Source organism: Ornithinibacillus caprae, from assembly GCF_009728145.1.
Classification (GTDB): Bacteria; Bacillota; Bacilli; order Bacillales; family Amphibacillaceae; genus Ornithinibacillus; species Ornithinibacillus caprae.
This window is the reverse complement of the sequence record NZ_WOCA01000004.1, coordinates 167,365-181,354: the sequence shown is the minus strand read 5'-3', so window position 1 is coordinate 181,354 and position 13,990 is coordinate 167,365. Positions and strand designations below refer to the sequence as shown.

The 13,990-nt window shown below is 31.6% G+C and carries 10 protein-coding genes and 1 pseudogene; 3 read left to right on the top strand and 8 right to left on the bottom strand.

The window, feature by feature from the left end; translation table 11 throughout:
* Nucleotides 1-125: 125 nt before the first annotated feature.
* The 3 genes from GMD78_RS21330 to GMD78_RS21320 all read right to left on the bottom strand — a co-directional run bounded on the left by GMD78_RS21330 (nt 126) and on the right by GMD78_RS21320 (nt 2,842).
* On the bottom strand, nt 126-1,130 hold the full coding sequence (locus tag GMD78_RS21330; RefSeq protein WP_246187595.1) for an AAA domain-containing protein: 1,005 nt from the start codon (nt 1,128-1,130) through the stop codon (nt 126-128).
* A 63-nt stretch (nt 1,131-1,193) separates the two neighbouring features.
* The gene (locus GMD78_RS21325) at nt 1,194-1,796 is read right to left on the bottom strand and encodes an AAA domain-containing protein (RefSeq protein ID WP_196493750.1); all 603 of its coding nucleotides are present in this window, start codon (nt 1,794-1,796) and stop codon (nt 1,194-1,196) included.
* 38 nt (nt 1,797-1,834) lie between these two features.
* Complete coding sequence (locus GMD78_RS21320; protein WP_196493749.1) at nt 1,835-2,842, bottom strand: AAA domain-containing protein; 1,008 nt, start codon at nt 2,840-2,842, stop codon at nt 1,835-1,837.
* Nucleotides 2,843-3,142: 300 nt separating this feature from the next.
* Between GMD78_RS21320 and GMD78_RS21315 the strand changes: the two genes are divergently transcribed.
* Nucleotides 3,143-3,292 (top strand): hypothetical protein, encoded by a 150-nt coding sequence (locus tag GMD78_RS21315; protein ID WP_196493748.1) that lies wholly within the window; start codon nt 3,143-3,145, stop codon nt 3,290-3,292.
* A gap of 337 nt (nt 3,293-3,629) precedes the next feature.
* Here GMD78_RS21315 and GMD78_RS07430 read toward each other — a convergent pair.
* A pseudogene (locus GMD78_RS07430) lies at nt 3,630-4,111 on the bottom strand (SRPBCC family protein).
* 105 nt (nt 4,112-4,216) lie between these two features.
* On the opposite strand from GMD78_RS07430, the gene GMD78_RS07425 reads away from it, so the two are divergent.
* Both GMD78_RS07425 and GMD78_RS07420 read left to right on the top strand, forming a co-directional pair.
* Nucleotides 4,217-4,444: a DUF4386 family protein gene (locus GMD78_RS07425; RefSeq protein ID WP_343042181.1), complete on the top strand. Its 228-nt coding sequence runs from the start codon at nt 4,217-4,219 to the stop codon at nt 4,442-4,444.
* Nucleotides 4,445-4,789: 345 nt separating this feature from the next.
* The gene (locus GMD78_RS07420) at nt 4,790-5,455 is read left to right on the top strand and encodes a haloacid dehalogenase type II (RefSeq protein WP_155668192.1); all 666 of its coding nucleotides are present in this window, start codon (nt 4,790-4,792) and stop codon (nt 5,453-5,455) included.
* Nucleotides 5,456-5,699: 244 nt separating this feature from the next.
* Here GMD78_RS07420 and GMD78_RS07415 read toward each other — a convergent pair whose 3' ends face one another.
* The 4 genes from GMD78_RS07415 to GMD78_RS07400 form a co-directional block, all read right to left on the bottom strand.
* The gene (locus tag GMD78_RS07415; protein ID WP_155668191.1) at nt 5,700-6,755 is read right to left on the bottom strand and encodes a linear amide C-N hydrolase; all 1,056 of its coding nucleotides are present in this window, start codon (nt 6,753-6,755) and stop codon (nt 5,700-5,702) included.
* Between the two features lie 74 nt (nt 6,756-6,829).
* Nucleotides 6,830-7,735 (bottom strand): AraC family transcriptional regulator, encoded by a 906-nt coding sequence (locus GMD78_RS07410; protein WP_155668190.1) that lies wholly within the window; start codon nt 7,733-7,735, stop codon nt 6,830-6,832.
* A 569-nt stretch (nt 7,736-8,304) separates the two neighbouring features.
* Nucleotides 8,305-10,260: a hypothetical protein gene (locus tag GMD78_RS07405; RefSeq protein ID WP_155668189.1), complete on the bottom strand. Its 1,956-nt coding sequence runs from the start codon at nt 10,258-10,260 to the stop codon at nt 8,305-8,307.
* A 78-nt stretch (nt 10,261-10,338) separates the two neighbouring features.
* On the bottom strand, nt 10,339-13,983 hold the full coding sequence (locus tag GMD78_RS07400) for an nSTAND3 domain-containing NTPase (protein ID WP_155668188.1): 3,645 nt from the start codon (nt 13,981-13,983) through the stop codon (nt 10,339-10,341).
* Nucleotides 13,984-13,990: the final 7 nt, after the last annotated feature.

Genomic DNA, 13,990 nt, shown 5'->3' with positions numbered 1-13,990 from the left:
CCTTGTTGTCATGCCCTAAAAAGATGATTTATTGTATTTTTTCATCTACATAATATCATAATATTCGACAAATTAAAATGATTTTTAAATTTCGTCCGATATATATATAAACTTATTTTCTAATTTTATTTCAAAATGCCCAATAGTTTATTACGAATGACCTCTTCTTCCCCACTCCCAGTCGTCTTCAATCTCACAATAGGAATATGATACTTTCGTAATATATTATCTTTCATCTCATCTCTCTTAAGTTGTTTTGGATTATTTGCATGGAACGCATGTCCATCTACTTCAACTACTAATACTGGCATCTTATTCATTTTATTAAAGATAACAAAGTCCGTATGCGTTAAGATATTCATAGCATATTTCCGTTCCTCTTCCGTCAGTATTTCTGTATTTTTCACTAGCATTCTTAACGGTTGATGTAGAACATAGTCAAGTGTCTGAAACGGCTTTTCTCTCAATACTTTTTCAATCACATTATTTATTAATACTTCCGATATATGCTCGGAAACTTTTTTACTATTTTTCATAACCTTCATTAATTGATCTGAATAGCTACTATAAAGAAGATCGAATACGGAATGGATTTGGCTATCTTTTATCTCGTAATTATTGTATTTAATATACCTTATTAAATCGCTAATATTAGTTCCATGCCATTCTTCACTACCCTCAGCAACTACTACAATTAATTTTTTGACCGCTCGCGAAACCGCTACATTTATCAGATTTGAGTTATCCGCAAAATCATTAGCGTTTATTTGATTAGAAACGGTGGATAAAATGATAATATCTTTTTCCCTGCCTTGGAACTTATGCACGGTATCCGCTTCAATACTGCTATCACTTGTAACCTTTTGTATTTTATCCGCTTGTAACCGAAATGGCGCTATTATCCCAATGGATTCATTTTCACCAAGCTCTGGGATTATTTCTTTCGTAATTACATCAATTTGCCTTTGGTTCATGGTACCTCTTGCATGATTTCCCTTTACTGTTTTGATTAAAGTTAAGGGGTATTCACGGTCCTCAGCATCAGTTAAAATGACTAGCTCATTATTATAAAATTTTTGATTGCAATAGTTTATAATCTTAGGGTGACAACGATAATGCTCTTTTAACAATGTCTTAGGCAACTCACTAAATAACGTTTCAATTGAGGATAGTAAACTATGGTTTGAATAATTTTATGCCTCATCAAGTTGAAACGCGTTAAAAACTTTTGTAGTTTTCCCCCTAACTTCGTCTGGTACTACATTTGGAAGCTGTTTTTCATCGCCAACAATCACTGCATTTTTTGCACATGATAGAGCTAAAGCTCCCGTTACAATATCTACCTGGGAGGCCTCATCAACTAATACATAATCAAATAAATAATTATTAGCAGCGCAATTACGCAATGAATGCGTTGTACTTAGGATAACAGGATATTCTTTGATAAAACGATCAAAATCCTTCCAAAGTGAATTAGTATTAAATGTGGTTCTAGAACCACCCCGTCCAAAACGCTTACCCAAACTTGCCTTAAACAATCGCATAGATTGGTCTCTATATTCCTTCATCGCACTTTCAAAATTATAATTTTCTAGCTTGTTATCTAAAAAAGCGATTTCGTCCTTTAATTCTTTTGACTTTAAGTCATAATACTTCTTTTGTAAGTGTGTAATGACTAATTCGGGTAAAGAATTATAGATTTTAAAATTATATATTCCATAAACAAATAGATTCTGTAATTTGTTACTAAATTTAATTTTCCCTAGTTTAATTTGTTGTTTATACTTTACTATCATCTGTAATAGTTTATCTGCATTTAATGGAAACAGTGTTTTTATATCAAACTCCGGATAACCTGATTCAGAATAGTAATCTTCAAAGTAACTATACTCGGTTTGAAGCGCAGATAGTTCCTTTTTAGAATGGCTCGTCTATTTTGGCTCTCCAGCACATCGTTTAACTTAAGCTGCTCTTCATGAAGATATGTTTTAATGGATTGAATTTCTTCCTCCTCCATAACCCAATCACTCATATTAGGATAAGTCCTATTCTGTTCAGAGAAGAACTTTTTCTGGTTATCCTTATTCCCTAAATAAGCAGCAATAAAATCAATTCCATATTTACGTAGTTTCTCCATTACATTTTCTGTTGCAGAGTTGTTATTGGATACAATGGCAACCGTCTTATTATTGATTACTGCATTTGCTATGATATTGAGAATGGTTTGAGTCTTACCTGTACCTGGTGGCCCTTCAATCATACTAAGTTGACTTGTCATCGTCTTTTCGGTAGCTGCCTTTTGACTAGCATTAAATCCAAATGGAAAAATAATCTGTTGCTGTTTGGTATGGGTTATTAGATTTTTCTTTCCTAAATAGGCTGATAAAACACTTCGTGGACTGATCTGAGTGAGGTTATTATACTGTTTTCTTAAAAAGGACACATCTCCATCAAGTTTTATGCTAACAGCGTTTGCTAGTGTTTTTAAATATTCAAAGGTGTTTCCTTCTCTTGCATTACTTAAAGAGGTTTTTTCTATAGCAATTTCCGAACTTTTATATATCTTTTTAAATCCACTGTTAAATATAATTCTAATATGTGAACCAAAATCCAGTATTTTATTAATGCCTGAAATTGGTTGGTCATTCGCATATACTATATTTATTTTAGGGTCAATAGATTTGGGTTCACTAAGAAATCGGACGTCTTCTTTTTTATATGGATATTCTTTGTTTGTATTATGGTACTTAATTTTCCATATACCATTGTTAATTTTATAGGAGTCAATTTGTTCTGTTTTATCCTCGTTTTTTACTAGGATTAAATGCATTTCTATGTTCAAGGTTAGATCCCACCTATTGATAATAATTCCGTATATAACATATTGAGGAATGAATTAATTTTTTCTTTATATATTATCATAGTTGCCCTTTTCATTCATTTCGGTTTCAGAAGCCAAGCATTAATTTACTATCCAGGAGCGAAGAATCTATAACTATAAAAAGATTCATCTACCATCTATGCTTTTAGTATATTAAATATTACCAATGTGAATGGAAGAGTTTTAATAAAAAAGAAGGGATATGACGATTTATGTAGAATAATAGTATATATAATATTGGAAATTTTTGGAGGTGATAAAATGGCAGTTAAACATTTACCAACTGGAATTGTACACAGTGGCGCAAAAGGTGGAACAACTGGTTGCGGATTTAATACCACAGAACACTCTAGTCATTGGGTAAATACTAGCAGTAAAATAACTTGTGACAAAAACGGTTGTAAGAATTAAGAGTCAAAATATCAAGAAATTTCCTTTAGTAATACATCTGCATTTTACCATTGTTTTGGCAGATAACCCAACTTCGTGTGTATTGATGTTATCTACCTTTTTATTGTAAAGAATAAAATCTATACCATTTTACGTCTTAATATTAACTCAATTTAATTTTTTGAGAGGCTAGACGTTAGGAAGATAATTATAATAGACATAAAGGTAATAGAATGATTCTTCATCCTATTACCACTATTTATGATACGGCTCTGGGAAATTCAGTGGTAAAGCAGCAGAATTAATACTCCACTATAACAAGCAACCCCGCTGCGATGCAACGGGGTTTTGTGAATATCTAACTTTTATTCAATTTGTCAATACTTTGAGCGTACTCTTTGTACCATTTTTCCCATTCGTTTTTACGTGAGCCAAACGATTGTTCATCTAACAACGCTTGGATTAAATTCAAACATACATGCCAGCCCGCAAGATCTTTTGGTGTGTGACTGGTAATTTTGTTGATCTTTACAATCAGGACCAATCGACACCCATCAGATTCAGGATACAGTTCAAATCGAACTTGATCATCTCCCCAAGTATATTCCAATACCGAATACAATTTGAGTTCGATTATTTTCAGTTCCTCGAATGTACCGTTTTGCATGTCAAACTTAATAGTCCGCCTTCGCGGAGGTCATCTACTTGCAAATCGGAAAACCATTTCTTCAACTTGTCATTTTCTGTAAGTGATGACCACACTTTCTCAACTGAATGCTTTAGATGACGCTCAAAACGAGCCACATATCCATCCTTGGTTTGTTGCAGAACGGCTAACATGCTTTTCCTCCTCATAGTGCTTTTCGGCATTACTCCTCTTGGTCAGGATGTCTCTCCAAATCATCCAGCTTATTCGACCAAAATTGTCTATACGGCTCGAACCAATTGTCAATCTCCTGTAAAGGCATTGGATTCAAACGATACAAAGCAGGAGTTTACTTGTTCATCATGGCCATTGCAGCAGCCTTCACTTATGGTTATGCACACAGAACATTACTCGTAAATGGAGACGCAATGCAGACACTCAAAAACATCCAAGAATCAGGCGCCTGGTTTGAACTAGAGATTCTAGGATGGCTAGTTGTTATGATCGAGGATCTTTTAGTATCATAGGCCTTTTACATTTTTTTCAAACCTTTGCATCCTGAATTTTCATTATTAGCCGGTTGGCTGCGTTTGATTTATACGACTATCCCGCCATAGCTGTGTCACATCTAGTGAATGCTAACAGCATCGTGCGTGAAGAAACAACCCTATACAGTAACTCTATAGATTTGATGGCTGCTCATGCGATGTTATCCTTAAACGCTTTTGAATCAGCAGCACACAAATATTTTTTTACATATAAATCCCAATCAAGTATTGCATTATTATCATAATAAGATAGAATAATAGTTGACAGAGAATTAAAAATACTTCATAACTAATCGATCTTTAATGAGAAGGAGAATAGGAAATATGAATTCTACAATTAAAGCACTGCTATTTGACGTTTATGGAACTTTAGTTGATGTTCATTCCGTAGAGGAAAAGTGTAATGAACTTTTTAAGGATAAAGGGAAGGAAATCAGTATCCTGTGGCATCAAAAACAACTTGAGTATTCTTTTTTACGTCAGATGATGGGGCAATATGAACCATTTATTAATATTACACTGGACTCATTAAGATATACTCTTAAAAAACTTAATCATGATTATGATAACGATAATCTCCAGCTTTTATTAGAAGCATATAAAAATCTATCTCCTTATCAAGAAGTGAAATCTGTTCTAAAGCAAATGAAACACAAAAAACTCGCTGTAATATCAAACGGATCACGAGATATGTTAGAGCCCCTAATTCAAAATTCCGGCTTAGAACCATTTTTTGATGAAATCATTAGTGTTGATGATATCAAACAATTTAAACCAACACCCGCCTCCTATACCTATGCATTAAATGTTCTAGGTGTAGAACGTGAAGAGGTGCTATTCATGTCATCAAATGGGTGGGATATTTCAGGTGCGAGAAGTTTTGGATTTAAAACAGCTTGGATAAACCGGGAAAATTCACCAATCGAGGAATTAAATCTGAAACCACGTTCTATTTATCAGGATTTAAATGGTATCTTGGAATGGAAATGATATGCTGAAATCAACATTTAGTGGAACTTCAACCGTCTAGTGTATTCGTGAATAATCAACTTATACCTCAGATCAGAATTCAGGGCAAATGGTTTAGTGATCTGTGGTTTTCTATTATGTCAATGAACATACAGATCAAAGCCGCAGCATCTGAGCGCAACCACCCATTTTACCTGTTAAGCGAAAAAGAGAAGAGGCATCCTCTATGTCGATAAAAAACATAAGAACTGCCCCTTCTACCTATTTAATTTTCCTCAACAAAAACTCTCTTGAATGAATCGGGATAGGTTATCAGCTCCCTCTGTTCATTAGGAGGAAAAAGATCACTAATTGGCTCATAGCTTTTTAAGATAATCCGCTCATTATCTTCTGTCTGATATGGTTGAAACTGATTTGAAATCCTACCAGAATCTTTATTATCTAAAGCCAATGCCAGTACTTCACCACTACTATGAAACGAAAAGTCTTTGAGATGAATGGATCGAATTTCATGATTTTGCAAATCCCTATAGAAAATGGTTTGATTAGTGATATTGAAAACGATACTCCAGTACGTAAAGGTTGGTGGAACCCCGTTTCCAACCCAATCCCATTGTGTTTGCGCCGTGGGTTTCACTGCTACTTTATCTAGTAGTTCAAATGCTTTTTGAATCGGACTACCAATAGCAGATTGAGCATGAATATCTTTTACTAACCGATATACTAAAGTAAAACGATCGAGAGAGGTCGCTTTATTTGATAAATTCTCAATTGGAAAATCCTCAAACTGGTTCGCATACGCAACTGATTTTTCATAACTAGTATTGGTCATCGTATAGTATTCAGCATCACCTGTCACATGGCATGCACCATCAATAAAGTCGATTAGCACCGTTTTCCCTGTTGCATCAGCTATCGTGTAATGTAGCTCATATACTGATTTTTCCAACCTGAACTCTTCCAAATGCTCCACCACTTCTTCAACTGACTGGTATTGATCCAACTGATATTGAATCCACTGTAGTTCGTTCAATCCAGGACGGTCATCCTCTGAAGGAAGCCTGCCATCTTCCTGATGCATCATGGCAATCGTCAATCCTTTTTCATTCATGCCACTCATCGGAAGCTCTCTGCCAAATTGAGTGAATGTCACACTACCATAATTCGAGATCCACGTGATTCTTGGGGAACCTCCTCTCGTTATTGAATATTTCTTCAATCCCCTCGGACTTACAACAATAAGTCCGTGACCATAATAAAAATCATAATTCTGTCCTAATACAAATGCTTTCTCTTTCTGAAATGTAAATGTTGTACACATTCCCGCATCCCTCCACCATGTTTTTTAAGCTAACGTTACTTTCTCCATTAACTATACTTTGCAAGGCGTAGAATTTATTGATTCTGGTTGCTACTTTCAGGAATAATCGACAAGGATATGTCCATATGAGCATCATCCTCATACGGTCCTTTAAAGTCCTTCCCATACTTTTCGATGATATAGTCACTCGTTAATGTTGCCTTCAGTAGCGGAATTCGATATTGATAGATGAAATGATATGTATCTATTATTTTACCATCCTCATCTTTAAACAATTTTCCCTGATGTGTATAAGTAACAACATGGACATTGTCGATCACCTTCCCCACCATCCCATCAGGAATTTGACTCAGGTCACTGACTTCAATCGCAATGAGTTCTTGGAATGTCGCCACTTCTTTTGTGTTGTCGATATCAAAGCAGACGCGATAGACGTTTTCATTTAGATTGTTTGGAACTAGATGCGCCTCGGTGAAAAAATTTGTCATTCTATCGATAATAGAAAATGGATCTGGATCGCTTACTTGATTAACAACGCCAACCAACATTAATCGATTTATCATTTCAAGTTTCTCATTTACTTTCACTTTGCCTTTAGCCAACTTCATATTCAGTCTAATAGATTCCACGTTTATTCGATCGATACTTCTGAGTGGAATCGGAGCTTTTCTATATTTCCCAGGAGGAATACCATAGATTTTTTTGAAGTTCCTGGTGAACACTTCTTGGGATTGAAAACCAAACTGAAAGGCAATGGTGAGAATACTATCCTTTGAATGGAGGAGACATTCCGCTGCCTTGGCTAATTTTCGTCTCTTCACATATTCTTGAACTGGCAGTCCAACAACTGCCTTAAACACACGATAGAAGTGATATTTTGAAAAATACAGTTGGTTAATTACGTGATCGAAATTCATTTCATCCTCAACATGCGCTTCTACATAATCACTGAATTCTTGAACCTTATCCAAATAATCCAATCCAAAAATCACCTCCACGAGAAGTTCAGGGGGCCTAGTCCCGTACAATTTTTCTTTTTTTATTTAGAAAGAATGTGTATTGCGCTTAGAATTTTAAAAAATTTACTATAATTTAATTATATAGATAGAACTGCTTGTGGGGCAAGGAGACCCTAGTTCCATATTAAGCTATATAATTGTGTAAAAAGGAACATAGAGAAAGGCCATATTAATTCTTTGTGATACAATGTTTTCAACCACGGATAACAGAGTAGGAGGAATTAATAATCACCCAGTTAGAGTTTAACCTAGATTTTAAAAAATAAATGATGAGATAATGCCATTAATTTAAATGACGTTGTTAAACCTTCCATTGGTATCCTATTTAATTAGTATTTGGAGATGGAAAGAGACAGTTATATGGTAAACAGTGCTTATAAATGAAACAAAAATCGATTATTAGAAAAGAAGAATCTATTTTTATAACAATAAAAATAGGACTAATTCAATATGCTGTTTTAAAAAACCTCATCTACTTATGATACGGTTCACCGTGGTGATTTAAGGGGCAAAAAAAGGCATTGGAATCATTAATCCAATGCCTTTTTCCTATTTTCTGTTATCTCTTCAGAAATACAAAAATCGTCATTAATTTTTATTACTAATAGAACAAAGATACGTAAGAATGTCATATAATTTTGGTGGTGTATTTGTTCATCTTCTTGTATGAAAGGCTGTGTATGACTATATTTATTTCTTAAATCTAATCCATTATTAAATTTTGATTTGTTAAGAAAATAATCTATATAGTCCTGTTCTGGCCTCGAAAAAAGGGAGTTTTCGAATTCAATTATATATTTCTTTTCTAATTCATCAATTATCTTTCTAAAACTCATAGGGTATTTCCAATAACTGATGACTTCATTAAAATATAACTCCTTTAAGATTATAATTAATGGCTTATTACTAATAGAAATAAACTCTTCCTTATCTACTGACAAATAATTATGCTCAATCAGCCAATTTATTCTTGAATGCACATGCTCAGGGTATTCGCTCCACCTTAACTTTTCGTTGCTAAGTAACTCATAAAAACTACCGTAAGATTTTTTAGACCTTTCGTAATAACCTAATCCACTTTGATCTGAAAAAAGTAAAAATGTTGCAGTTCCATACTCTTTCCCATAACCATAGGCATACTTTTTTTCTACTAACGAAGGAATATTTTTGTATATTAGATGTTCTGAACGAATTTCAAGCAATTCAAAATCTATATAACCTTCATCAACAAATAATGTAAATTGCTTTAATACAGATTCCATTGTTGGCATTATATTTGTACATTTTTCAAGTATTGTAGAGCTTGATGACGGCATAGTGGTTTTAAAATTCTGAGCATTAAACTCACTTGATAAGTAATGTTTAAAAAACCATTCAATAACTTCCTCTAATCTAATTCCGATGCTAAATAATACATTGTAATAACCCATTAATTGGAGTAATGATAATGAATTCATTTGTTCAAATGCTACACCTTTTTTATAAGCATTCTTGGATGATGTAAGAAGATACCTTTCAAATACGCCCATATTACTCAGTTTGCTAACATGAGTGCTTCTCATTTGGAAATCTACAAATCCAAATAAATAAATGAAATTATTTAATAGAGTGGGATAATCTTTATTTTCTTCAATCCATTCTTTGCTATATGTAGCAGTTACTGATGAATTCTCTATCTTTACTTTATACTCTTCTTCCTGTGAACTAGTAAATAAAACAGATGTTTCCATTAAAACCCCAGAGTTATTCTGAAAGAGTTCTGCTTCTAATTCCTCTGCTTTTCTTTTTGCTTTCAGCAAAGTTTTTGGCGAAATATCTAGTTTATCTTTACTGCTTTGTATATTCGATATAAGCTGCAGATAATTCAAATTTGGATTATTACCTTCAATATAATTAATAATAATTCTTTCTTTATCTAGTGTGCTTAACTTCTTTGGAATATATATAGGGGCCCTTTCAGAAATGTGTTCCATTTCAAAATGGTCCAATAATATTTCTGCAGATGAAGGATTTATTAGCAAACATTCTCTAATTATTTCTTCATAATATCTTACAATGTTTTTATGCTTTAATAATTTATAAACGGGTATTTTAAAATTAATTATAAATTCCTTAAAGAACTCCTTAGTAATACTTTCATAAGCTTTGAATCTATCAATTAACTCCCAATATTCATCAATATAATCTTTATCTACTGTACAATAATAATCTTGGAAATTATCTTCATTAATGGATTTTATATATATTGCAATTTCACTATAAGATGATTTAATGAAAGACTCATACCGTTCAATTTCTTCAGATTCCCATTCTAAAAGGTATATTTTATTATCAAAATACTTCTTAATATTGTTAAGCTCAATAATATCGTTAATATCGTTTACTTCTTTTCCTTTTTCGTATTCCTGTATAACCTTTTCACTTTTTCTTAGATTAGGTCCACACGCTAGGTCATTAGTCGCAAAAAATTTTACCCTCCTACTCAAATCAACTTACCCCCACTTTGTTAACTATGCTAAAGCTACAAAAAATTGACTGTAAAGTATCATAATTATTTCATCGAATTACATCTCATCTAAATAATCATTAAGCAATTCCTTTTCTTTTGCTTTTTGTTTGTAATCTCGCCTCTTCATAAGGATTGAACTATGCGGTATAAATGTTATACCATTAAATATTTCTAAGAGACTATCCAAAAATTCAATTTCCTGATCAAGAAGAGGTACAAGACTGCCCGACCAACTTTTAGACAATTTTATAAAATTCATACTTTCAAAGGCCTCTTTGCCAATTCGTTTATCCCTAAGTATATTATAAAATTCAAGAAGTACTTTTTCACTGAATATTTCTGTTGCTAAGTTCATAACATTTACAATATATTTTTCACTATTGGAATTCATAATTTCATTTTCAATGAACAACTTTGACTTATTAATATTTTTTTCAAATAACTTCTTTAGAGTTGGATCAACCCCTACATATATAAGCTTATTCTCATCAATTAAATGATTGATATATAATTTAATTGCTTCTTCGCTATTCTCATTTCTCCAAATAAAATCTAAATGATATCCGTATTTATCAATAAGAAAAATAGAAACATTCGAATGTAATCTAACTAAAAAATTATAAACAAATGTATCATCTATTACCATCTTAAATAAAATTCCTCTTCGGTCTATTTGCTCAGATAAACCGTTTAAATATATCTTTCTAATAATTGTTTCTCCGACCAAATCTACAATCATTTTTGCCTTTTCTTCATTAATAAAATAAGGTATAAAAAAGTTATTTGGAAGGATTCCGCTTTCATAGTATCCATATAATTTATTTATAATATTTTCATCTCTATTTATGAAGTTTCCAAACTCTAGAATAGAGTAATCAGATAACAACTTGCTCTTCTCATTATCATTAATGAAATGATGAATCTCATAAAGTTGATCATCATCTATATATTTATTTGTCAACAAATTAGCTAATTTCCATTTCTCTTTTGAATCTTCATTTGTATATTCTAATAGTTTGACACCATCATTATAATCTAATTTTTCCATGAAATATTTTGGGTGATATAATTTTATTGAATAGTTACTTTGAAACAAGCCTCTTAAAAGGTCTACTCTTTTATCTTTATTTAAATTTGAAAACACTAGAAATAAAGATTCTTCTATCTCCCTTTCCTTATTCTTCATTATTGAATCATTAATAAAGTCACCAATTTGGTTAAACATCTTTATATAATTTCCTTTATATCTTTCCATTGTTTCTATCAATTTGTTCAATCTAATCTCTTCATATTCATCATATCCTAACTGTAGTAGAGTGAATTTTGCTTCTCTAGCGATTAAAGCATTATATAACATTTGTCTAGATGATTGAACATAATTTGAAAATGGTATGTAACTTAATTTTAAATTTACCCCCTCCAATTTGAGCTTTGAAACAATATTTTCTTGCCTCATAGTTAGTTTTTCTAAATTAGGAAAAAAGTTTTTTTCTATAAACTTCAAATCAGTTGTTACTGTTTGGATATAATCATTTTCCGCTTCATATATTGGATAATTCATAATTAACGTCTCAATCATATTCTTTATGTCTTCATCATTTTCTCGGTAGATTTGTAAAAGTAAATCTAAAACTTGTCTATGGTGATTAATTAGGTACTCTCCATCAACCAGACTGTATCTTTGAATTGAAAAGTTCTTACCATCCCAAGAAGTTTTCTCACCTGAATACTTTAAATATTCCTCAGAGACTTTAATAAATAAAAATGATGCAATCTTTGATTTGCCCTTTAAATCCTTGAAAGATTCAATTACGGTATCTCTTTTAAATAGATAATGATTCCATTCACTTTCAATATTGAAAAATTCCTTAATTGCTTGAAATACTTCTAACACCTTATCTTGCCTTTTATTGAGATATTGTAATAATAATTGAACTGCTGCATTCATTTTATTACTATTTGATAACCTACATAATATTAATATTATAGGATCATTTATATTTGAGTCATTAACTTTCTTAGTAAATTCCTCATCTGAAATAGAATACAATACATTGTCTGTATAGCGAATTTTATTATAGACAAAATCTAATGATTCTACAGGCAATAACACCGCAAAACTATTCAAAAACTTTTCTCGATTAATTTTTTCAAGTATTTCATAATACACATATTTAATTTCCGATTTAAGATAGTCATCCCATGTTTCAGTAGTATCGAATTGATTGATAACATTGATTAAATTAATTAGTTCACCTTCATACTTTGGATAAAAAATAGCAAAAAGATTACGCATTGTTATCCTTCTTGTATTTGAGATAAAATCTACTATGATATAGTCTGCTAAACTTTGGTCACTTATTTTTGTAGCTCTATCCTGAAAAATATCACACAGCTCTTTATCATGTAGAATATATAAACTTTTTAAGAAGCTATTGTAATTCATTTCAAAGAAATTTAATAAGTCAATTAGGGTTTCTTCTCTATCCAATTTTATCTTTTGAAAAAAACTTAAAACAAATAAAGTTAATATTTCATTATCACTAATCCCATTCTCACTGATAATATGACCATAATAATTTACAAGTATTTCTTTTCCATTATTAATACTTTCATAACCCTGCTCTTTAATCATCTCTACAGCTAATACTGCTAATCGAGGATTATATCGAGACATTTTCTTAATCCTTGTTAACATATGACTTGGTATATCTATATAAAGCTTTTTTATAAGTTTTTCAATGTGGGTATCGTCCATAGTTTTTTGCTCATAAATCTGCACTTTAAAAGATTTTAATTGATCTTTAATATAACTAAAAGCATAATCTCTAATCGTCATTATTATTTTTAAGTTATTTTCAAACTCTGGTAACAATAATAAATCTAAAACTGCTTTCAATGAAGTTATTGTATTGGCATCATCTAAAAATAAATAATTTAATCGATTGATATCTAATGCATCTTTAATATCTTGATATGCAGATAAATTATTGCTTTTAACAGATATGACATTAGAATCATCTTGTAATTTGTTACAAATTTCTACAGCGAGTCTAGTCTTTCCTGTTCCGGGTTCACCCTTAATTACAAAGATTTGATAGTCTTTTAACTTATCTATTATGCTATATATTTCAATGTGGTTTCCAATAAACGGAGTTGATAACTTAGCATTAGTCTTGCTCTTATCATGTATAGAAACAAATTCATTTACCTTCCACACTTGTTCAGTAGTTTGTTCAATTCCTAAAAATTCTTTTACTATATCTTGATATTCAAATTTTAATAGTTCTTGGGATAATGAATCAATTCCTATCAGTGTCAGTTTAATCGGGGAGGCCAATGAACGTAACTTTTTATCCGTTTCAACTTTAATATTTGAAGAAGTATGGCAACAAATGATTTCTTTAATTTCTTTTTCGTCCAAAAGTGACTTTTCAATTGCTTCTTTTATATCTGATTCTAGTTTTTGGGTTGAATCCTTTCTCGTGCCAAACATCACCAAAATATATTTGTTTGAATTTTCATCGTAATAATAAGTGTCAGGGACTCCTATTGTTGTTTTATCTGTTCCTTCCATAGAACCTAAAGACATGATATTTTCCCAATTATATTTACGATAAAGGTACATATCACACAATTTCTGAAATCGGCCACCTTCTAATTGTTTAATTTCATTTTGAATTCTATTTAGTCTAGACAAACAGAGT